This window comes from Rathayibacter oskolensis (assembly GCF_900177245.1).
Lineage (GTDB): Bacteria > Actinomycetota > Actinomycetes > Actinomycetales > Microbacteriaceae > Rathayibacter > Rathayibacter oskolensis.
Window position 1 is genome coordinate 1158195 of sequence record NZ_FXBM01000001.1, and the last position, 21808, is coordinate 1180002.

Here is a 21808-nt window from a genome sequence, read left to right on the forward strand (position 1 = left end):
CAATGCTCACAGCAACCAAGAAGGGCCGTGTCGCGCTCAGCGCACTCGCGGTCGGTGCCGTCGTGGCGCTGGCAGGGTGTTCCTCCAGCGATCCGCTCGACGAGGGATCGGGTTCCGGCTCCTCCGAGGGCGGCGAGACCATCGTCGTCGGCTCGCAGGACTACTACTCGAACGAGATCATCGCCGAGATCTACGCTCAGGCGCTCGAGAACGACGGCTTCACCGTCGAGCGCGACCTGCGCATCGGCCAGCGCGAGATCTACCTCCCCGAGATCGAGAGCGGCTCGATCGACGTCTTCCCGGAGTACGACGGCAGCCTCCTCCAGGCGCTCGAGCCCGACACGACGGCGACCACGGCCGACGACGTCTACTCGGCACTGACGGAGGCGCTGCCCGACGGCCTGCGCGCCCTCGACGCGGCCGACGCGAGCGACCAGAACTCGTACACGGTCACGCAGGCCTTCGCCGACGAGTGGAGCCTCACCGACATCGCGTCGCTCGCCGACGTCACCACCCCGATCGTGCTCGGCGGCAACTCCGAGCTGCAGACGCGCCCCTACGGCCCGGACGCCCTGCAGGAGAAGTACGGCATCACCACGACGTTCCAGGCGATCGAGGACAGCGGCGGATCGACGACCGTCAACGCCCTGACCAGCAACCAGATCCAGCTGGCCAACATCTACACGGCCGACCCCAACATCCAGTCGAACGATCTCGTCGCCCTCGAGGATCCCGACGGCCTGTTCGTCGCCGACAACGTCGTGCCGATCGTCTCCGACAAGGTGACCGACGACGCCGCGGAGGTGCTCAACGAGGTCAGCGCGAAGCTGACCGCGGAGGACCTCGTCTCGCTCAACTCCGAGAGTGTGAACGAGCAGAAGTCGGCCGCGGCGATCGCGACCGAGTGGCTGACCTCGGCGGGCCTCCTCAGCTGAGCCCGGCCGCAGCACCCGGAGGCGCGTCACTCATCGAGGTGACGCGCCTCCGCTCGTGAGACGAGCTTCTTGCCGGCGAGCACGAGGAGTGCGAACACGACGATGACGGCGACGAAGAGGTAGCCGGCGTAGTGCAGGCTGTCGGACAGCTCGCGGTAGCCGCCGGCGGCCGCGGCACCGACTCCCACGTAGGCGAACGACCAGAGGATGCACGCCGGAGTCGTCCAGGCGATGAAGGTGCGGTAGCGCATCCCGCTCATCCCGACGGTCAGCGGGATGAGCGAGTGCAGCACGGGGAGGAACCGCGAGAGGAACACCGCGATCCCGCCGCGGCGGGCGAGGTAGCGCTCGGCGCGCAGCCAGTTCTTCTCGCCCAGGCGGCGGCCGAGGCGGGAGGCGCGGATGCGCGGTCCGAACCACCTGCCGAGATAGAACCCGACGGACTCGCCGCAGAGCGCTCCGACGATGACGGTGACCGCCAGCGCCACGAACTGCAGCGGAGTCGTCACGCCGGTCGCACTGACGATGACGACCGTGTCACCCGGCACTATGAGACCGGCGAGGATCGTCGTCTCGAAGAAGATGGCGAGGCCCGCCAGGAGCGTCCGCCAGACAGGCGGGACTCCGACGACGAAGTCGAGGATCCCGGTCAGCGCGTCGTTCACGGCGGATGCCTCAGCGGACGCGCTTGAGGAGCGCCCAGAACGTCTCGACGATCGAGCCCATCTCGACCGCATCGTCGAGGAGCCACTGGATCTGCAGCCCGTCGGACAGGGCGATGATCATCCGCGCGGTGGTCTCCGGGTCGATGTCCTCCGCGATCAGACCCTCGCGCTGATCGTCGCGGACGCGTGCGGCGAGCACGTCGGCGACGGTCCGGTAGCGCTCGACGAAGAACGGGTGGGCCGGATGCGCCTCGTCGGTCCCCTCCGCGGAGAGCGTCGCGTAGAGGTGGACGAGACCCGGTACGTCGCTGTTGTGGCGGATCAGCCGCACGAGCTCCTCGATCGCCCGATCGCCCGTCTGGTCGATGTCGTAGTTCGCGCGGTCGGTCTCGTCGCGCTTGCGGAGGACCTCGGCGAAGAGCTCCTCCTTCGAGTCGAAGTAGTGGAGCAGCCCGGCCTGCGTCAGGCCGACCGCTTCGGAGATCTCGCGCAGCGAGGTCCTGCGGTACCCCTGCCGGGAGAACACCTCGAGTGCGGTCTGGAGGATCTCCTCGCGCTTGGCGACCCCTTTGGCGTAGCTCCCCTTGCTCGGCATGCGTCGATCGTACGTGGCCGCGAGCTAGGAGCGGACCGGGGCGGGAGACGGGACCGCGACGCGGGACGGATTCCCAGGCCACCCCCGACGCACGTCGCTCACTGAGAATCCACTGTGCATACCGCCGCGAAGGTCTCAGAATCCGGACGGTCGCCGATGGCTCGGCGTCGAGAGGATCGTCGACGCGCCTCCGCCGCCGCGCAGCCCTGCTCGGGCGCTGCGGCGCGCCCGGGTCCCTCGACGTCGAGACGGACTGTCTCGACGTCGAGCGAGTCGCTGCCGGCAGGGGTCCTGAGGCGCTCGGCACGCCCCCCTCGAAGGGTGTCGCGGCGAGGTCGTCGATGACCGCACATCCGCCCCAGTGCTGGGATCGGAGGCCTTCCCGCCCCTCGCGCAGACCTATGCTCGGGGCCGTGAACGAACTCCTGGATCCGCTCCTGCTGTCGAGGTGGCAGTTCGGTCTGACGACGATCTACCACTTCCTCTTCGTGCCCCTGACGATCGGCATGGCACTCACTGTCGCGATCTTCCAGAGCGCCTGGGTGCGCACAGGGAAGGTCCACTATCTGCAGCTCACGAAGTTCTTCGGGAAGCTCTTCCTGATCAACTTCGCGATGGGAGTCGTGACCGGCATCGTCCAGGAGTTCCAGTTCGGGATGAACTGGAGCGACTACTCGCGCTTCGTCGGCGACGTCTTCGGCGCCCCGCTGGCCTTCGAGGGCCTGCTCGCCTTCTTCCTCGAGGCGACGTTCATCGGCCTCTGGATCTTCGGCTGGGACAAGCTCCCCGAGAAGGTGCACCTCGCCACGATCTGGCTGACGACCCTCGGCACCACGCTCTCGGCCTACTTCATCATCGCCGCGAACGCGTTCATGCAGAATCCGGTCGGCTTCGAGATCAACGAGGCCAAGGGTCGCGCCGAGCTCACCGACATCTGGGCCCTGCTCACGAACAAGGTCGCCCTCGCCGCGTTCCCGCACACGATCTTCGCGTGCTTCATGGTCTCGGCCGCGGTCATCATCAGCGTCGCCGCCTACCACCTCTCGCGCAACCAGCACCTCGAGACCATGCGTCCGGCGCTGAAGTTCGGCGCCTGGATGATGATCGTCAGCGGCGGACTGACCCTGTTCACCGGCGACTCGCTCGGCCTCGCGATGGTCGACACCCAGCCGATGAAGATGGCTGCAGCGGAGGCGCTCTACACGACGTCGACGGGCGCCGACGCCTCGTTCTCGATCTTCACCTGGGGCACGCCCGACGGCTCGAGCGAGCTGTTCTCGATCCGCATCCCCTACCTGCTGTCGTTCCTGTCGACACACACCTTCACCGGCACCGTCGAGGGCATCAACGACCTGCAGGCCCAGTACACGCAGGTCTACGGTCCCGGCGACTACACGCCCATCATCTGGATCACCTACTGGTCGTTCCGCTGGATGATGGCGCTCGGCGTGCTGGCGATCGGCGTCGCTGCGGCCGGCCTGTTCTTCACCCGCAAGGGCCGCGAGCCGAAGCGCTGGATGTGGAAGGTCGCGATCTGGGCCGCTCCGCTGCCGCTGCTGGCGATGATCGTCGGCTGGGTGTTCACCGAGATGGGCCGCCAGCCCTGGCTCGTCTTCGGGCTGCTCCGGACGGAGGACGGGGTCTCGCCCGGCGTGAGCGGTCTCGAGGTGCTGATCTCGCTGGTCGCGTTCACCCTGATCTACGGCACCCTCGCGGTCGTCGAGTTCCGGCTCATCCTGAAGGCTGCGCAGGCCGGACCCGACGACGCCCCCGAGATCGACGAGGAGAGCGGTCGCCCGCAGCTCGTCGGCACTGTCTACTGAGGAGGGGCCCGACATGGATCTCGCGCTGAATCTCGATCTGGCCACGCTCTGGTTCTGGATCGTCGCCGTGTTCTTCATCGGCTACTTCGTGCTCGACGGCTTCGACTTCGGAGTCGGGATGTCGCTGCCGTTCCTCGGCAGGGACGACACCGACCGCCGGGTGCTCATCAACACGATCGGCCCGGTCTGGGATCTCAACGAGACCTGGGTCATCGTCGCGGGAGCCGCGCTGTTCGCAGCGTTCCCGGAGTGGTACGCGACGCTGTTCAGCGGCTTCTACCTGCCGCTGCTGGTGATCCTCCTGGCGCTGATCGCCCGGGGAGTGTCGTTCGAGTACCGGCACCAGCGGCCGGAGGCGGCGTGGAGGAAGCGGTTCGACACGATGATCGTCGTCGGCTCGGCGCTTCCGGCCTTCCTCTGGGGCGTCGCCTTCGCGAACATCGTGCAGGGCGTGCCGCTCGACGCCGATCACAACTACATCGGCACCGTGTTCGACCTGCTCAACCCCTACGCGCTGCTCGGCGGGGCCACGACGCTGCTCCTCTTCTTCACCCACGGCGTGGTCTTCGTGTCGTTGAAGACGGACGGGGAGATCCGCGGGCGGGCGCGGAGGCTCGCTGCTCGCGCCGGGCTCCTGGCCGTCGCGGTCGCCGGGGTCTTCCTCGCGTGGACGAATCTGGCGAACGGCACGCCCGCCTCCTGGGCGCTCTCGATCGCGGCGGCGGCGGCCCTCGTGCTCGCCTGGATCGCCGTCGTCAGCGGCCGTGAGGGCCGCGCCTTCGCCCTGCTCGCGGTCACCATCGCACTCGCGGTGCTCACCCTCTTCACGACGCTGTTCCCCGCGGTCATGCCGGCCTCGAACGACGTCGCCAACAGCCTCACGATCGAGAACGCCTCGAGCACGCCGTATACGCTGACCGTCATGAGCTGGACAGCGCTGGTGTTCGTGCCGCTCATCGTCGGCTACCAGGCCTGGACCTACTGGATCTTCCGCAAGCGCATCACCCGGACCCACATCCCGGTCGACGCGCACTGACGTCGACGCCCACCGACGTGAAGCCCCTCGATCCGCGACTGCTCCGCTACGCCCGCTCCGCGCGGCTGTTCCTGGCCCTGGGCGGCGCGCTGGCACTGGCGCGCACGCTCGCGATCGTCGCGTTCGCGTGGCTCGTCGCGCAGCTCGTGGCGGGGGCGATCGCGGGGCGCGGGGCGGCGGAGCTCGCTCCGCTCCTGGCCGCGCTGCTCGCCGTCGTCGCGGCCCGCGCGGCGCTGGCGTGGGCGACCGAGGTCACCGCGGTCCGCGGGGGAGTCGGTGCGAAGGCCCAGTTGCGGCACGCGGTTCTGGAGGCGCTCGTCGCGCTCGGGCCGTCGGGTCGCGCCGCGGGCGGGTCGGGCGGTGCCGTGGCGCTGGTCGGCGGCGGGCTCGACGCCCTCGACGGCTACTTCGCGCGCTACCTGCCGCAGCTGATCGCGACCGCCGTCGCGACTCCGGTGCTGACCGTCGTCGTGTTCCTCGCGGATCCGCTGAGCGCCCTGTTCCTGATCGTGACTCTGCCGCTCATCCCCGTCTTCATGGTGCTGATCGGCTGGGCGACGCAGGCCGTGCAGAAGCGGCAGTGGGTGCGGCTGCAGGCGCTCGCCTCCGGATTCGTCGACACCGTCGGCGGGCTGGCGACGCTCAAGATCTTCGGTCGCGCCGAGCGGCAGTCGGCGCGGATCCGGGCGCTGACCGAGGAGTACCGGGTGCACACCATGAAGGTGCTGCGGGTCACCTTCGTGAGCGGGTTCGTGCTCGAGCTGGCCGGGTCGCTCTCGGTCGCGCTGGTGGCGGTCTCGATCGGGCTGCGGCTGGTCGACGGCTCCCTCGGCCTCGCGGTCGGGCTGTTCGTGCTCGTGCTCGCGCCCGACGTGTTCCTGCCGGTGCGCCAGGTCGGCGCCGAGTTCCACGCGGCGGCCGACGGGGTGCAGGCCGCGGGCGAGGCGTTCGCGATCATCGAGCGTGCCGCGGTGCTGCCCGCGTCGACTCCGCCACCGTCGGGAGCCGGACCCCTCGAGGTCCGTGCTCTCGCGGTCGACGACGGCGCCGGGCGGGTGCTCGCTCCGGTCGACGCCGTCTTCCCTCCCGGCTCGATCACCGCGATCGCCGGGCCGAGCGGAGCCGGCAAGTCGACCCTGCTCGCCGCCCTCGCCGGGTTCGTGCCGGCGTCCGGTGCGGTGACCCTCGGAGGCGCGGCAGTCCTCCCCGGCAGCCGTCGCGACTGGCTCGCGTGGTCGGGACAGCGCCCGGACCTGCTGCCGGGCACGGTCGCCTCGAACGTCGGGCTCGGCGCCCGCTCTCCGGATCCGGCCCGCATCGCGCGGGCCCTCGCGCTCGCCGGTGCCGACGTCGACGCCGACCGGCGGGTCGACGCGGAGGGGACGGGTCTCTCGGGCGGGCAGAGCGCACGCGTGGCGGCGGCGCGCGCGATCCACCGAGTGCTCGAGCGGGGCTGCCGCGTCCTGGCGCTCGACGAGCCGACCGCCGCGCTCGATGCCGAGTCGGAGCGCGCCCTGCTCGCGGGCCTGCGCACCCTCGCCGACGGGGGAGTCATCGTGATCGTCGCGACCCACCGCCCGGCGACCCTCGCCGCGGCCGACGCGACGATCTCGCTCGAGCCCGTCGAGGCGGTGCTCCGATGAGGCGCGCCGACGTCCTCCGCGCCGCGATGCCGCCGGCGCGCCGCTTCCTCCCCGGGCTCTCGTTCGGTCTGCTCTCCTCCGCCTCCGTCGTGGCGCTGCTCGCGTGCTCGGCGTGGCTGATCGTGCGGGCCGCGGAGCAGCCGCCGATCCTCTTCCTCTCGATGGCCGTGGTCGGCGTCCGCGCGTTCGCGCTGGCGCGGGCGTTCTTCCGCTACCTCGAGCGGCTCAGCGGGCACGACGCGGCGTTCCGCGCGCTCGCCGACCTGCGGGTCGGGGTGTACGAGCGCCTGGTGCCGGTCGCCCCCGACGGCCTGGGGCGGGTGCGCCGCGGCGACCTCGTCTCGCGGGTGATCGCCGACGTCGACTCCCAGCAGGACGTGCCGCTCCGGGTCGTGCAGCCGCTGATCGTCTCGGGCGTCGTGGCGACGGCAGCGGTGGTCGGCGTGTGGCTGCTCCTCCCGGCGATGGGTCTCGTGCTGCTCGTGCTGCTCGTGCTCGGCTTCGCGGGGTCGGCCGCGGGGGCGGGCCTCCTGTCGGCGCGGGCCGATCGCGAGCTGGCACCGCTGCGCGGCGAGCTGGCCGAGCGCGTGAACCTGCTCGTGACGCGGCTCGACGTGCTGATCGCCTTCGACGCCGCCGAGCAGGCGCTCGCCGGCGTGGCGGAGGCGGAGGCGGAACTCACTCGCACGGCGCGCCGGCGAGCGGCCTCGGCGGGCCTCACGGCGGCCGTCCTCGCCCTGTGCTCGGGCGGCGCGGTCTGGGCGGCCCTCGCTCTCGGAGTGCCGTCGATCGCCGATCTCGGCGGTCCTGCCCTCGGCGTGATCGTGCTGGTGCCGCTCGCGGTGTTCGAGGTCGTCGCCGCCGCTCCGCTCGCCGTCCAGTCGGCCCGCACCGCCCTCTCCGGCGCCCAGCGCCTGGCCGACCTCGACCGGGAGGCGTCCTCGCCGGCCCTCGCGACCGACGACGCGGTCGACCCCGGAGCGCCGGCGCCGAGCGGGCGCGACGTCGTCCTCCGCGACCTCTCCGCAGGGTGGCCGGGAGCGGCGTCGCCGGCTCTCGACGGCGTCACCCTCGAGCTGCCCGCGGGCGCCCGCGTCCTCGTGACCGGCGGCAGCGGCTCGGGCAAGACCACGCTCGCCCACGTGCTCGTGCGCTTCCTCGAGTACTCGGGCTCCTACCTGATCGGGGGAGCGGAGGCGCGGACGCTGCCCCAGGCCGAGGTCCGCCGCCTCGTCGGGCTCGTCGAGCAGCAGCCCTACCTCTTCGACGACACGATCCGCCAGAATCTGCTGTTCGCGCGCCCGGAGGCGGACGATGCGGTTCTCGAGGACGTCCTCGGCCGCGTCGGTCTCGCCTCCTGGACCGCCGCCCGCGGGGGTCTCGACGCGCGCGTCGGAGAGCGCGGCGCTCTCGTCTCGGGCGGCCAGGCGCAGCGGCTCGCCCTCGCCCGTGCGCTGCTCGCCGACTTCGACGTGCTGATCCTGGACGAGCCGACGGCGTCGGTCGACGCCCCGGTGGCCGACGCCCTGCTCGCCGATCTGCTGCGGGCGGCAGGCGGGCGCACGATCGTCCTCATCGCGCACCGCGTGGATCCGTCGCTCGTGTTCGACCGCACGATCGCGGTCGGCGGTGGCACGGCCGTCAGCGTCTGACGATCTCCGCGGCACGGGCGAGACGGCCGCCCTCGACCGTCCAGCGATCCAGCAGGGAGTCGACGCGCGACCGGGCCCTGCCCTCGACGCCCGCGCGCAGCGGCCGGACGACGTCGTGCGCCAGCGGGTCGGTCAGCGCATCGACGCGGGAGTCGCGGACGAAGCCCTCTAGCCGGGTCAGATCCGAGGCGCGCAGCAGTGCGACCCGCGACTGCAGCAGCACGACGGCGGCGAGGCGCGGCTCGAACACGGGCGGCGTCCACAGCTCCGACGACAGCGCGGTGATCTCGTCGTGGCCGAGCGCCGAGAACTTCGTGAGAGCGTCGCGGACCGTCCCGCGGACGGCGCCGACGGACGCGCCGGTCGCACCGAGGCCCTGGCCGAGCCTGTCTCCGACGTCCTGCGCGCGCCAGACGTCGCCCTCGTACTCGAGCGCGGCGCGGATGAAGTCGCCGGCGTCGCTCATCCGTCCATCATGGGGCGTGCCGGGGTGTCCGGAGTCGAGACGCCGGCCTCAGCGGGTCAGAGGCCGCGGCTCGCCCAGACGGGTCGGCCCCGTCCGTCGTACTCGACGAGGTTGCCGTCGACCTGCATCACGAGGCGGAAGGGCTGGACGATCCCGGTCCCGCCGAGCGGAGCGGACGAGCGCGCCGGCCCCCGGAACAGCGGACGCCCGGGCCGGCGAGCGGCCCGGGCGTCCCGGTCTGTCAGCGGCTGGACCAGCTGGCGCGGTTCTGACCGTCGTACTCGACGAGGTTGCCGTCGTCCTGCATCACCAGGCGGTACGTCGGCGTGGCGACGGCACGGGACGAGGCGGTCCACTTCCCGTAGCCGTCGCTCGAGACGACCGCGAGGAAGCCGTCGTCGTAGAGGTTGAACGAGTTGCCGGCGCCCGAGGTGCCGGTCGACCAGATCGGACCGGTGCGGCCGTAGACGACGAAGTTGCCGTCGGCCTGCATCACCGCGCGGTAGACGCCGTTCGCCGAGCGGAGCAGGCTGCCCGCCGCGAGGCCGTTCGCGGCCCACAGGGTGCTCGAGGGGAGCTCGGCCTGGCTCGTCCAGAGGACGGTGTCGTCCTGCTCGACGATGATCAGCGAGCCGACGTTCGTCACGCCGAGCCGCAGGTCGCTGCCCGAGGTGCCCGAGAACCACTTCACGGAGTCGTCGGGCCCGTAGATCACGGCGTTGCCGTCCTCCTGGAGCACGAGGCGGTTGCCGCTGCCGCGGGTGCCGGTGTTCCAGACGACCCCGTACGGCCCGTAGCCGACGAAGTTCCCGTCGGTCTGCATCACGGCCTTGAAGCGTCCGTCGGCCGAGGTGAGCTGGTGTCCGGCGCGGAGGGTCTGACCGGCGAAGAGGGTGTCGATCGCGGGCTCGGCGATCCTGCCGCCGACGCTGCTCGCCCACGCGGGCGAGCCGTTCTCGCGGTAGACGACGAGGTTGCCGTCGTCCTGGATGATGACGGCGGCGTTCGGCTCGTCGCCGGTCCCGGTGCTCCACACGGGGCGGTCCTCGGCGGAGTAGATGACGAGGTTGCCGTCGGTCTGCATCGCCAGGTGGTCACCGCGGCCCTGGGTGCCGGTGCTCCAGACGGGGCGTCCGCTCGCGTCGTAGGTGACGGCGTTGCCGTCGGTCTGCATGACGAAGGTGTAGGCGTCGTTGGTCGAGACGATGCTCTCGCCACCGGCCAGCTCCTCGCCTCCGATCAGCGCGTTGTAGTAGGTCTCGGGTGCGCGCGCGATCTGCGACTGCTCGGCCGGGGCCGAGTCGGTGAGCGCGGGCGGCTCGGGTGCGACCCGGGAGGTGGACAGCGGCGCTCGCGTGGTGTCCTCGGCCAGGGCCGGGGTCGCGCCCAGGAGCAGAGCCCCTGTCGCGACGAGTGCTACCAGCCCGGAGGCGAGCGAACGGGGGGAGGGAGGCGTCATCGCAGGTCTTTCTCGAGAGGTCGGCAGCGCCGAAGCAGGATCTGGGGGAATGGTCTCACGGGCGCCTCCTGCAGTCGGCGAACGGCGCACCGCGTTCGGCGGCGCGCCGGGCCCCCTGTCCGGGGCGGCGATGAGGGGCGACACACGGAGGGATCCCCGGGCCCGGAAGCGGCCCGGGGATCCCGGCGATCGCGTCGAAGGGTCAGAGCCCGCGGCTGGCCCATGCGGCCCGACCGCGGCCGTCGTACTCGACGAGGTTGCCGTCGTTCTGCATCACCAGCCGGAAGGGGGCGACCGCGGGTCCGTCGTTGACGAAGTACCGCGGCGATGCGATCCAGAAGGAGGCGCTGGCGGTACTCAGGGTGCCGCGCTCATCGAGGGAGAAGGTCGGCGACCAGCTGTCGGGCTGGGTGGGCAGCCCTCCGGTCCCGGTGGACCAGGTGGGCCCGCGGGAGCCGTACACGACGAAGTTGCCGTCCGCCTGCATCACCGCGCGCCAGGATCCGTCCGCCGAGGTCAGCTGCTCGCCGGCGTAGAGGCTGTCGGGGGAGTACAGGGTGTCGAAGCGCAGCTCGGAGCGGCTGCTCCACGAGATGTGCGCGTCACCCCAGAAGACGATCAGGTTGCCGTTGTCCTGGAGCTCGAGGATCCCGCCGATGCTGCCACCCGTCCGGGACGACCACGCCGCGGAGCCGTTCGCTCGGTAGATGACCGCGTTGCCGTCGCTCTGCATGACGAGCCGGTTGCCCTCACCCGACGTCTTCGAGGACCAGACAGCGCCGCCGGGGCCGTAGACGACGAAGTTGCCGTCGCGCTGCATCACCGCGCGGTGGACGGCGTCGTTCGACGTCAGCTGCTTTCCCGCCGTCAGGGTCTGCCCCGGCTCCAGCTTCCGCACTGCCGGAGGCGCGATGGTGCGCCCGACGCTGCTCGCCCAGGCAGGCGATCCGTCCGCACGGTAGACGACGAGGTTGCCGTCGTCCTGGATCGTGAGGACAGCCTCCGGATCGTCGTCGGTGCCTGTGCTCCACACCGGGCGGTCCTCGCCGCTGTAGATCACGACGTTCCCGTCGGTCTGCATCGCGAGGTGATCGCCGCGTCCCTGGGTGCCGGTGCTCCAGGTCGCGCGGCCGCTCAGGTCGTAGGTGACGGCGTTCCCGTCGGTCTGCATCACGAACGTGTACGCGCCGTTCGTCGACACGATGCTCTCGCCACCGGCGAGCTCCTCGCCCGGGGCGAGTGCGTTGTAGTAGGTCTCGGCCGCTCGCTGGGCCTCCGCCTCGGCGACGGCCGGCGAGTCGCTGGTCGCCTGTGCCGCGGGTGCGTCGTGCGAGTACGAGAGCGGGCCGGGCGACGACTCCTCGGCGAGCGCAGGTGTCGCGCCGAGGAGCAGGGCACTGGTCGCGAGGAGCGCGACGGCTCCCGAGGCGACGGAGCGGGCGGAGGGGAGGAGGGTCATCGCGGGTCCTTCGGGAGTCGGTGGAGCAGTCTCCCGGACTCTTCCACAGCTCAGGACGAGGCAGGGGCGGCGGCGGACATCGTGTCCCGTTCGTTGCTCAGGGCAGCGGACGCCGCAGCGCATCCAGGCGCAGGCGCCACGCATCGAGCCTCCCGGGCTCCGCGGCGAGCGCCGGTCCGCCGACCCACGAGGTGGCCAGGCGGGCGCCGTGCAGGGCGTTGACGACCCAGACCTCGCGTCCGTCGAGCGACTCCGGCGCGGTCGGCGCCTCGAGGACGTCGACGCCCATCGCCCCGGCCAGGACCGAGATCGTGCGCGCCGTGACGCTCGGCACCCGGGTGCTCGTCGGAGGCGGGACGACCAGGGAGTCGCCGAGCCACCACAGCACGGCGCTGGTCGCCCCGTCGAGGATCGCGCCCTCGCCGTCGAGGATGACGGCCTCGTCGGCGCCGTTCGCGATCGCCCGCGAGCGCAGGAGCGCCAGCCTCGCGATGTCCGGACCCTTGTGCGCGGGAACGCGCCGGGGATCGACGGGGCTCGTCCAGAGGACGACGGTGCGCGAACGCGGCGGAGCGGGCCGGAGCCGCAGGCGCAGACCCGAGGCGTCGAGCTCGACGCGGGGGAAGAGATCGCCCTGCCGGGGGAGTGCCGCCACCGCCGCGTCGAAGAAGGTGCCCGCGTCCGACGGGCCGTCCGCGGCTGAGACCGCGGCGAGGAAGCGCTCGCGGTGCAGATCGAGCCCGCGCACGCGGCCCTCGGTCACCAGCCAGGAGTCGGCGGCCAGGAGCGGAGTCGGTTCGGGCTCGAGAGGCGGACCGAGCAGCTGCCCGTTCCACTCCCGCACCTGCTCGCCGTCCACGACGGCCTACGCTAGCCCAGTGGTCGGCGGCGCACTCCCGGAAGGCCCGCACGAGGTCCCCCTTCCGTGGATCGATCCGGAGCGGGTCCACCTCGCCCTCTTCCGCGACTGCGACGCCTCGTTCTGGCTCGACTCCGGCATCGATGCGACAGCGGGCCGCTCCTACCTCGGCGCGAGCTCTCTCACGGAGGCCCTCGTCGTCGGGGCGGGCGACGATCCCGCCGCTGCCCTCGCGCTCGTCGAGGCGGAGTCGACGGGCCGTGACCGCGCGCTCGGCCGCTACGGCTTCCTGTCCTACGAGGCCGGCTCGACCTTCGTCGCCCTCCCGGCCGTGCAGGGGGCGGTCGCGCCCGCCCTGGTGCTCCTCCGGGGTGATCCCGTGCTCGAGTTCGACCACGCGGCGCGCACCGTGCGCCTCGTGGCGAGTGCGGAGCGCCGGGAGGAGGCGGACCGCCTCGCCGACGCGGTGACGGCGCTCGCCGCGTCCGACGACGCCCCGGCGTCGCCCGCGCCGGCCGAGCAGGCGGGGGAGGTCAGCTGGCGCCACGACTCCGCTCACTACGCCGACCTGATCGCCCGCTGCCAGCGCGCGATCCGGGCCGGTGACGCCTACCAGCTGTGCCTGACCACCGAGGTCGTGGTCGAGGGGCGGTTCGATCCCACCGAGTGCTACCGCAGGCTCCGGCGGTCGAGCCCGAGCCACCACGGCGGGCTGATCCGCGTCGGCGACCTGGCTCTCGTCAGCGCGTCGCCCGAGCGGTTCCTGAGCGGCGACACCGACGGACGTGTCGCGACGCATCCGATCAAGGGCACGAGACCGCGGGGGAGCGATCCCGACGACGACGCCCGGCTGCGGGCGGAGCTGCTCGCGAGCGTCAAGGAGCGGGCCGAGAACGTGATGATCGTCGACCTCGTGCGGAACGACCTCGCGAGGATCGCCGAGCCGTCGACCGTCAGGGTCGACCGCCTCCTCGAGATCGAGAGCTACCCGCACGTGCACCAGCTCGTGAGCGAGGTGTCGGCGCGGCGCCGAGCCGGCGTCGGTGTCGGGGACCTGCTGGCCGCACTGTTCCCCGCCGGCTCGATGACCGGGGCGCCCAAGCGCCGCGCCGTCGAGCTGCTCCGCGAGTGGGAGGGAGGACCGCGGGGCGTCTACTCCGGTGCCTTCGGACGCCTCGGCTCCGACGGATCGCTCGATCTCGCGATGACCATCCGCACCCTCGTGCTCGACTCCGATCGCGCCCGCATCGGCACGGGAGGAGGCATCACGGCCCTCTCCGACCCCCTCGAGGAAGTGGAGGAGACGCGCCTCAAAGCCCGCGCTCTGCTCGCCGTCCTCGGAGTCGCCACCGAGCACGCGGAGGATTCGTCGCCCGGTCGCTAGAGGCCAGTAGGGTGGTTCGTCGGACGCCGGCGCCGTGTCGCGCGCGTCCATCCCCACCCTTCAGAAGTGAGACACACCCGTGGCAGAAGAGACCTCCCCGCACACCGGCGCCCACGACGAGGACCGCTACGACTTCCGAGCGCTCCAAGAGAAGTGGCTCCCGATCTGGGAGGAGACGCGCCCGTTCGCGACGGACGCCGAGGGCGACAAGCGCCCCCGCAAGTACGTGCTCGACATGTTCCCCTACCCCTCCGGAGACCTGCACATGGGTCACGCCGAGGCGTACGCGCTGGGCGACGTGATCGCCCGCTACTGGCGCCAGCAGGGCTTCAACGTCCTGCACCCGATCGGCTGGGACAGCTTCGGCCTGCCCGCCGAGAACGCGGCGATCAAGCGGGGCCTGAACCCCGTCTCCTGGACCTACGACAACATCGAGCAGCAGAAGCGCTCGATGAAGCGCTACGCCGCCTCCTTCGACTGGGACCGCGTCCTGCACACCTCCGACCCCGAGTACTACAAGTGGAACCAGTGGCTGTTCCTCAAGATGTACGAGAAGGGCCTTGCCTACCGCAAGGACAGCTGGGTCAACTGGGACCCGGTGGATCAGACCGTCCTCGCGAACGAGCAGGTCCTCGCCGACGGCACCTCCGAGCGCTCGGGCGCGGTCGTGGTGAAGAAGAAGCTCACGCAGTGGTACTTCAAGATCACCGACTACGCCGACCGCCTGCTCGACGACCTGAACCAGCTCGAGGGCTCCTGGCCGTCGAAGGTCATCGCGATGCAGCGCAACTGGATCGGCCGCTCCATCGGCGCCGACGTCGAGTTCGAGATCGAGGGCCGCGACGAGCGGGTCACGGTCTTCACGACCCGTCCCGACACGCTCTGGGGGGCGACCTTCATGGTCGTCGCTCCCGACTCCGATCTGGCGTCCGAGCTCGTCGAGAACGCCGAGCCGGACGTGCGCGACGCGTTCCGCACCTACCTCGAGAAGGTGCAGAAGTCGAGCGAGATCGAGCGGCTGACGGTCGACCGCCCGAAGACCGGCGTCTTCCTCGGCCGCTACGCCGTGAATCCGGTCAACGGCGAGCGCCTGCCGATCTGGGCCGCCGACTACGTGCTGTCCGACTACGGCCACGGCGCGGTGATGGCCGTGCCCGCGCACGACCAGCGCGACCTCGACTTCGCCCGCGCCTTCGACCTTCCCGTGCGGGTCGTCGTCGACACCACGGCTCCCGTCACCGGCGCGATCCCGGTGATCCCCGAGGATCCGGAGGAGCTCGCCGAGCTCGAGAAGCGCTACTCCGTCGACCCCGTCGTCACCGGCGAGGCGCTGACCGGCGACGGCCGCCTGATCAACTCGGGCCCCCTCGACGGGCTCTCCAAGCGCACCGCGATCGAGCGCGTCATCAAGCTGCTGGAGGAGCGCGGTCGCGGCCGCTCGGCCAAGAACTACCGCCTCCGCGACTGGCTGATCTCGCGTCAGCGCTACTGGGGAACGCCGATCCCCATCATCCACGGTGCCGACGGCGAGCTGATCCCGGTCCCCGAGGATCAGCTGCCGGTGGTGCTGCCCTCGACCGACGGGCTCGACCTGCAGCCGAAGGGCTCGTCGCCGCTGGGTGCGGCGGAGGACTGGGTGAACGTCACGAACCCGAACGACGGCACGCCGGCCCGCCGCGACCCCGACACGATGGACACCTTCGTCGACTCGTCGTGGTACTTCCTCCGGTTCCTCTCGCCGAAGGACGACTCGCAGGCGTTCGACCCGAAGCTCGCCGAGAAGTGGGCACCGGTCGACCAGTACGTCGGAGGCGTCACGCACGCGATCCTGCACCTGCTGTACGCGCGGTTCATCACCAAGGTGCTCTTCGACCTCGGCTACGTCTCGTTCACCGAGCCGTTCACGGCGCTGCTCAACCAGGGCATGGTGCAGATGGACGGCGCGGCGATGTCGAAGTCGAAGGGCAACATCGTCCGCCTGTCGGACCAGCTGGACGAGTTCGGCGTCGACGCCGTGCGCCTGACGATGGCGTTCGCCGGCCCGCCGGAGGACGACATCGACTGGGCCGACGTGTCGCCCTCGGGCAGCGCGAAGTTCCTCGCGCGCGCCTGGCGCCTCGCGAAGGACGTCACCTCGAAGCCCGACGTCGAGTGGAAGAACGGCGACGCCGCTCTCCGCCGCCAGACGCACCGATTCCTCGCCGAGTCGCCGTCGCTGATCGAGGCGTTCAAGTTCAACGTGGTCGTCGCGCGCCTGATGGAGCTCGTCAACGCCACCCGCAAGACGATCGACTCCGGAGCCGGCGCGGGCGACCCCGCCGTGCGCGAGGCGACCGAGGTCATCGCCATGGCGCTCAACCTGTTCGCGCCGTACACGGCCGAGGACATGTGGAGCCGCCTGGGCTACCAGGGCACGGTGGCGCACGTCCTGTGGCGCAAGGCCGATCCGTCGCTCCTCGTCGAGGAGAAGGTCACCGCGATCCTCCAGGTCGACGGCAAGGTCCGCGACCGCCTCGAGGTGTCGCCGAAGATCTCGTCGGACGAGCTCGAGCAGAAAGCGCGGGCGGCGGCCGGCGTCGCTCGCGCGCTGCAGGGCCGCGAGGTCGTCACGGCCGTGGTGCGGGCTCCGCGCCTGGTGAACCTGGTGACGAAGCCGGCGTAGTCGGTCCCGAAGGGGCTCCTCCACAGCGGAGGGGCCCCTTCGGCGTCCACGGATCGGGCGCCGCCGTCCGCGGGTGCGGTCCTGCGCCTCCTACCGTTCTCGGATGCAGCAGCAGGGCGGGACCGGGACCGAGGTGCCTCCCGCGCTCGTGCGGCGCTCGCGCCGGTCCCGACCGCGCTGGCGCCTCCCACTCGGCGCCGCCGTCGTGCTCGTCCTCGCCGCGGCGGTCGTCGCGGTGCTGCTCGCGGGGGCGCAGGCGAGCGGGCGCACGAGGGTGCTCGCGCCGGCCGAGGAGGGCAGCACGGCAGCTCCGACGGTGCAGGGTGCCGGCGGTGAGAGTGGCGATGGCGATGGCGAGGGTGCCGGCGGCGAGGGCGCCGAGGGCGAGATGCTCTACGTTCACGTCGCGGGCGAGGTCGCGACCCCGGGCCTCTACCTGCTCGATGCGGGCGCGAGGGTCGCCGACGCCCTCGCCGCCGCGGGGGGCTTCACCGACGGCGCAGAGCGCGCCGGGGTGAACCTCGCTCGGCGGCTGGTCGACGGCGAGCAGATCCTGGTGCCGGCGCAGGGGGCGGCGCCGGCGGCCGGCGCTGTGCCGGGCGGGGCCGGAGCAGGCGCGGGCTCCGTCGTCAGTCTCAGCACCGCGACGGCCGCGCAGCTCGAGGAGCTGCCCGAGATCGGTCCGTCGACCGCGGCGAAGATCATCGCCTACCGCGAGGCGAACGGCCCGTTCACCTCCGTCGACCAGCTGCTCGAGGTGCCGGGGATCGGCGAGAAGACGCTCGAGGCCTTCCGCGATATGGTCGCGCCGTGACCGGGATCCGGAGTCACGACCTCCGCCTCCTGCCCGCCGCTCTCACCACCTGGGCCGCGGCGGCTCTGGCAGGGCTCCTCCCGATCTCGGCGGCTCTCGAGTGGGGCGTCGCACTCGCCGGTGCGGGCTGGCTGGCCGTGGCGCTGATGCTCGGCGCGGCCGTCGCGCTGCGTCATCGGGCAGCGTCGAGCATCCTCGCGGCCGCCGTCGTCGCGCTCGCCGGAGCGGCTCTCGCGGTCAGCGCCGTCTCGCTGTCGACCGAGCACCGGCATCCCGAGTCGCTGGTCGAGGCGGCGGAGTCTCGAGCGGAGTTCACGGCGGTGGTCCGCGTCCAGACGGCGGCGCGGCCGCTCGCCACGGGCGGGGTCTGGTTCGACGCCACGGCACTCCGGATCGACGGCGACCCGATCGACGCGCCGGTGCGCGTGTTCCTCGCCGACCCCGGCGGACGACTGCCGGTCGCCTCCGAACTGGTGCTCGAGGCGAGGGCCGACGGGGGAGGTGCCGACGAGCGCCTGGTCGGCGAGAGCACGCTGCTGACCGCCTCGACCGTCGCTCAGCGGTCGCCGCCGACGGGCGTCTCCGCCGTCGCCGAACTGCTGCGGTCGACGTTCCTCGAGCGCGCGGGCCGGCTCGGAGGCGACGTCGCGGGACTGCTGCCGGGGCTCGCCACCGGAGACACCTCCGCCCTCGACGCAGGCCTCGAGGAGGACATGCGGACGGCGTCGCTGACGCACCTCACCGCCGTGTCGGGGGCGAACTGCGCCGTGGTGGTCGTGGCGGGCTGGGTCGTCGCGGCGCTGCTCGGGGCCGGTCGCCGCCTCCGGACCTGGGCGGCGCTCCTGGCGCTCGGCGCCTTCGTCGTGCTGGTCACCCCGGAGCCGAGCGTCGTGCGAGCAGCGACCATGGCGACGGTGGTCCTGCTCGCTCGGCTCGGTCGCCGGTCAGGAGCGGCCGTCCCCTCGCTCCTCGCGAGCGTCGTCGTGCTCGTGGTGCTCGATCCGAGCATCGCGGGACGGCTGGGCTTCGTCCTGTCGGTCCTGGCCACGGCGGGGCTCCTCCTGTTCGCGGAGCCGATCGCGCGTCGTCTCGGCGATCTGCTGCCGCGACCGCTCGCCCTCCTCATCGCCGTGCCGACGGCCGCGCAGCTCGTCTGCCAGCCGGTGGTCCTGCTGGTCGACCCCTCGGTGCCGGTCTACGGAGTCCTCGCCAACCTGCTCGCCGAGCCGGCGGCTCCCGCGGCGACCGGACTGGGTCTCATCGGCTGCCTGCTCGCGCCGTGGTGGCCGGATGCGGCCGACGTGGCGATCGGCCTCGCAGCGGTACCCGCCTGGTGGATCGCGTCGATCGCGCGCGCGGTCGCCTCCTGGCCCTCGCCCCGCCTCGCCTGGTGGCCGGGCGCCGAAGGGGTGCTGGCGCTGAGCGTGCTGACGGTGCTCGCGCTGCTCCTCGTCACGCGATCGCCCCGAGGGGCGCCGCTGCGTCGTGTGGCGGCGCTCGCGCTCGCGGGCGCGCTGGTCGTCGGGGGAGCGTCGACGGTCGCGACGCCCCTCCTGCGGTCGGCGGCCGTCCCCGCCGACTGGCGGATCGCGATGTGCGATGTCGGGCAGGGCGACGCGCTGCTCCTCCGCGGAGACGCCGGCGTGCTCCTCGTCGACACGGGCCCGCTCCCGGAGCCGCTCGACGTCTGCCTCCGGCTCCTCGGCGTCGACCGCGTCGCGCTCCTCATCCTCACGCACTACGACCTCGACCACGTCGGCGGACTCGATGCGGCCGTCGGGCGGGTCGACACGGCTCTCGTCGGCCCGTCCTCCGACGCCGAGGACGAGGGGGACCGGAGTGCGCTCGAGCGGGGCGGCGCGACCGTGCGCGAGGCGGTGCGCGGCGACTCGGGGTCGCTCGGTTCACTGCGCTGGAGGGTGGAGTGGCCGGAGCAGGGGACGTCGCTGACCGGCAATCCGGCGAGCGTCACCCTCCGGGTCGACATCAACGCTGACCGAGTCGGTGCGCCCCTCTCCGTCGCCCTGCTCGGCGATCTCGGAGCCGAGGAGCAGGGCCGGGTCGCCCGCCTCGACGTCGGACGGGTCGACGTAGTCAAGGTCGCCCATCACGGATCCTCGGACCAGGCGCCGGCGCTGTACGACGCGCTGGGCGCGCGGATCGGGCTGATCTCGGTGGGTGCGGACAACGACTACGGTCACCCGAACCCGTCGTTGCTGGCCCTGCTCGAGGAGCGCGGAGTCGAGACGCTGAGGACCGATGTGGAGGGCACGGTCGCGCTGTCCTCGCGCGGCGACGGAGTGACCGTGTGGTCGAGCGACCCGTGACTCAGCCGTCGAGCAGCTTCTTGAGCCGCATCGACAGGCCCACGCCCTTCGCCCTCACGAGCAGCTTCTCGCTCCGGCCGTCGTTCGCTTCGACCTCGACGGCGCCGCTCCTCGAGCGATGATTCCGCCGATCGAAGTCGAAGAGGGTCACGGCCCACTCGTCCAGCGGGAAGCGACGGGTCTCGTGCGGCGTCGTGCTCCACCCGGGGCTGTGATGCTCCGTCCACGACTCGATCTCGCCGACGAGCTCACCACCGGTCGTCAGGAGGTAGGACGTGCGCGTCGTGCTGACCTCGGTGAAGTGGCGGTTCTTCTCGGTCTTCGTCCAGTGCCTCCTGTCGAGGAGCCAGTCGCCGGACTGCGGGTCCCGAGCTCGGAGTTCTCCGGCCACCCTCGCCGCATACGTCCTCAGACGACCCCAGTCGATGGACGACGCGTCGTAGGCGGCCCGCCGTTCTGCCCAGTCCACCGGTGTCATCTGCGTCCCCCGTCGTCCGTCGCTCGCGTGCAGACCTCCGCCATCGCTCGGAGCGCGCGGAGCACGCCGGATCCGCGGAGGTCGTTCTCCCGAGATTCTGCCGCAGCCTCGCGCCTCCTGCGGCCCGACGATCGAGTCCAGGGGTCCGCCGTCGGGGCTCCGCTCCGCTGCGGCCGTGACCGGCGGCCCCAGGCGTCCCCCTTCGACCACGGAGTCGTTGTCGGACGTCGGCGGTACCGTCGTTCTCGCGGTAGACGATGAGCGACGCGTCGTGCCGAGCGGTGCGAGACGCGCGGTCGCCGGCGGACCGTAGGGTGTGAGCGCGGACGCAGCGGCAGGGCACGGAAGGACGATCGAATGGCAGGCAGGGCACCGGCGCGCGCGAAGGCGGCGCCCTCGAAGGCCGCGATCCCGCAACTCGCGTGGAACGAGACCAGGCCCGCCCCGATCGTGCTGATCACCGGCCCCGAGCAGTTCCTCGCCGACCGCGCGCTGCGGTTCCTCCGCGAGTTCCTCCGCGCAGAGGACCCGAGTCTCGAGGTCAGCGACATCGACGCCGGCGGCTACGCGCCCGGCGAGCTGATCACGCTCGCCAGCCCGTCCCTCTTCGACGAGCCCCGCCTCATCCGCGTCTCGAACGTCGAGAAGTGCACCGATGCGTTCCTCCTCGAGACCCTCGACTACCTCGCCACTCCCGCCGACGGCACGACCCTCGTGCTCCGGCACGGCGGCGGCAACCGGGGCAAGAAGCTCCTCGACGCGATCCGGGCGGGCAGCGGGGGAGGCGTCGAGATCGTCTGCGCCGAGCTCAAGCGCGAGAGCGACAAGATCGACTTCACGGTCGCCGAGTTCCGCACCGCGGGCCGCACGGCGACGACCGGCGCGATCCGCGCCCTGGTCTCGGCCTTCTCGGACGACCTCGACGAGCTCGCCTCGGCCTGTCAGCAGCTCATCTCCGATGCCGCGGGCGAGATCACGGAGGCGACGGTCGCGAAGTACTACGGCGGCCGCGTCGAGACGACCGCGTTCAGCGTCGCCGACTCCGCGATCGCCGGTCGGCACGGGGAGGCGCTCCTCGGCCTCCGCCACGCGCTCGCCTCGGGAGCCGACCCGGTCCCGATCGTCGCCGCCTTCGCCAGCAAGCTGCGCACCATGGCCAAGGTCGCCGGCTCCCGTGAGGGCTCCGGGCAGATCGCCTCCCGGCTCGGCCTCGCCCCCTGGCAGGTCGACCGCGCCCGCCGCGACCTGCAGGGCTGGACCGGCGACGGCCTCGGCACCGCCATCGAGACGGTCGCCGACGCCGACGCCAACGTCAAGGGCGCCACCCGCGACCCCGTCTACGCCCTCGAGCGCATGGTCTCGGTCGTCTCCGCCCGCGGCGTCTAGCTGCCGGTCGTCCGGTGCCTCCTGATCGAGCGGCCCACGGAGCGACGCATCGAGTTCCGCCGACGCGGGGCTACTCGACCAGCATGCTCAACCGAAAGGTCGAGGGTCACCGGCGATCCGCGTTCGAGCGGATCGTCGTACCCGGTACGCACCCCGCTCCTGCCA

General features: G+C 72.0%; 17 protein-coding genes. 10 read left to right on the forward strand and 7 right to left on the reverse strand.

The genetic code is table 11. The features are described 5' to 3' along the window. Positions 1 to 2 precede the first annotated feature (2 nt). Positions 3 to 935 carry an ABC transporter substrate-binding protein gene (locus B9Y99_RS05625; RefSeq protein ID WP_085475556.1) on the forward strand — a complete coding sequence of 311 codons (933 nt, stop codon included), beginning with the start codon at positions 3 to 5 and terminating at the stop codon, positions 933 to 935. A gap of 26 nt (positions 936 to 961) precedes the next feature. On the opposite strand, the gene B9Y99_RS05630 is transcribed toward B9Y99_RS05625, so the two are convergent. Together B9Y99_RS05630 and B9Y99_RS05635 are read right to left on the reverse strand one after the other, a co-directional pair. Continuing rightward, positions 962 to 1600, reverse strand: coding sequence for a DedA family protein (locus B9Y99_RS05630; RefSeq protein ID WP_085475557.1), 639 nt, complete (start codon positions 1598 to 1600; stop codon positions 962 to 964). 10 nt (positions 1601 to 1610) lie between these two features. After that, on the reverse strand, positions 1611 to 2195 hold the full coding sequence (locus tag B9Y99_RS05635) for a TetR/AcrR family transcriptional regulator (RefSeq protein WP_085475558.1): 585 nt from the start codon (positions 2193 to 2195) through the stop codon (positions 1611 to 1613). Between the two features lie 413 nt (positions 2196 to 2608). On the opposite strand from B9Y99_RS05635, the gene B9Y99_RS05640 reads away from it, so the two are divergent. The 4 genes from B9Y99_RS05640 to cydC are packed head-to-tail and all read left to right on the forward strand — an operon-like array spanning position 2609 to position 8349. Beyond that, entirely contained in the window at positions 2609 to 4018 is a 1410-nt protein-coding gene (locus B9Y99_RS05640; RefSeq protein WP_085476264.1) for a cytochrome ubiquinol oxidase subunit I, read from the forward strand. A gap of 13 nt (positions 4019 to 4031) precedes the next feature. Then, positions 4032 to 5054, forward strand: a complete 1023-nt coding sequence (gene cydB, locus B9Y99_RS05645) for a cytochrome d ubiquinol oxidase subunit II (RefSeq protein ID WP_085475559.1) — start codon at positions 4032 to 4034, stop codon at positions 5052 to 5054. A 17-nt stretch (positions 5055 to 5071) separates the two neighbouring features. Further along, positions 5072 to 6697 carry a thiol reductant ABC exporter subunit CydD gene (cydD, locus tag B9Y99_RS05650; protein ID WP_085475560.1) on the forward strand — a complete coding sequence of 542 codons (1626 nt, stop codon included), beginning with the start codon at positions 5072 to 5074 and terminating at the stop codon, positions 6695 to 6697. After that, complete coding sequence (gene cydC, locus B9Y99_RS05655) at positions 6694 to 8349, forward strand: thiol reductant ABC exporter subunit CydC (protein ID WP_085475561.1); 1656 nt, start codon at positions 6694 to 6696, stop codon at positions 8347 to 8349. Before cydD ends, cydC begins: the two co-directional genes overlap by 4 nt. Here the strand turns inward: cydC and B9Y99_RS05660 are convergent. The 4 genes from B9Y99_RS05660 to B9Y99_RS05675 all read right to left on the reverse strand — a co-directional run bounded on the left by B9Y99_RS05660 (position 8339) and on the right by B9Y99_RS05675 (position 12592). Continuing rightward, positions 8339 to 8815 (reverse strand): DNA alkylation repair protein, encoded by a 477-nt coding sequence (locus tag B9Y99_RS05660; RefSeq protein ID WP_085475562.1) that lies wholly within the window; start codon positions 8813 to 8815, stop codon positions 8339 to 8341. The two genes, cydC and B9Y99_RS05660, sit on opposite strands and share 11 nt — an antisense overlap. A gap of 241 nt (positions 8816 to 9056) precedes the next feature. Next, positions 9057 to 10274, reverse strand: a complete 1218-nt coding sequence (locus B9Y99_RS05665; protein ID WP_085475563.1) for a hypothetical protein — start codon at positions 10272 to 10274, stop codon at positions 9057 to 9059. Between the two features lie 202 nt (positions 10275 to 10476). Beyond that, positions 10477 to 11733, reverse strand: coding sequence for a hypothetical protein (locus tag B9Y99_RS05670; RefSeq protein ID WP_129587908.1), 1257 nt, complete (start codon positions 11731 to 11733; stop codon positions 10477 to 10479). Between the two features lie 97 nt (positions 11734 to 11830). Then, positions 11831 to 12592 (reverse strand): aminotransferase class IV, encoded by a 762-nt coding sequence (locus B9Y99_RS05675; protein WP_085475565.1) that lies wholly within the window; start codon positions 12590 to 12592, stop codon positions 11831 to 11833. Between the two features lie 19 nt (positions 12593 to 12611). Here B9Y99_RS05675 and pabB point away from each other — a divergent pair, with 19 nt between their 5' ends. The 4 genes from pabB to B9Y99_RS05695 all read left to right on the forward strand — a co-directional run bounded on the left by pabB (position 12612) and on the right by B9Y99_RS05695 (position 19779). Then, positions 12612 to 13976 (forward strand): aminodeoxychorismate synthase component I, encoded by a 1365-nt coding sequence (gene pabB / locus B9Y99_RS05680; protein WP_085475566.1) that lies wholly within the window; start codon positions 12612 to 12614, stop codon positions 13974 to 13976. A gap of 79 nt (positions 13977 to 14055) precedes the next feature. Next, positions 14056 to 16638 carry a leucine--tRNA ligase gene (leuS, locus tag B9Y99_RS05685; protein ID WP_085475567.1) on the forward strand — a complete coding sequence of 861 codons (2583 nt, stop codon included), beginning with the start codon at positions 14056 to 14058 and terminating at the stop codon, positions 16636 to 16638. Between the two features lie 103 nt (positions 16639 to 16741). Beyond that, complete coding sequence (locus B9Y99_RS05690; protein ID WP_085475568.1) at positions 16742 to 17452, forward strand: ComEA family DNA-binding protein; 711 nt, start codon at positions 16742 to 16744, stop codon at positions 17450 to 17452. Continuing rightward, entirely contained in the window at positions 17449 to 19779 is a 2331-nt protein-coding gene (locus B9Y99_RS05695; protein ID WP_085475569.1) for a ComEC/Rec2 family competence protein, read from the forward strand. Before B9Y99_RS05690 ends, B9Y99_RS05695 begins: the two co-directional genes overlap by 4 nt. A gap of 1 nt (position 19780) precedes the next feature. Here B9Y99_RS05695 and B9Y99_RS05700 read toward each other — a convergent pair whose 3' ends face one another. Further along, the gene (locus tag B9Y99_RS05700) at positions 19781 to 20248 is read right to left on the reverse strand and encodes a hypothetical protein (protein ID WP_129587909.1); all 468 of its coding nucleotides are present in this window, start codon (positions 20246 to 20248) and stop codon (positions 19781 to 19783) included. A 366-nt stretch (positions 20249 to 20614) separates the two neighbouring features. On the opposite strand from B9Y99_RS05700, the gene holA reads away from it, so the two are divergent. Continuing rightward, positions 20615 to 21643, forward strand: a complete 1029-nt coding sequence (gene holA / locus B9Y99_RS05705) for a DNA polymerase III subunit delta (RefSeq protein ID WP_085475571.1) — start codon at positions 20615 to 20617, stop codon at positions 21641 to 21643. Positions 21644 to 21808 lie beyond the last annotated feature (165 nt).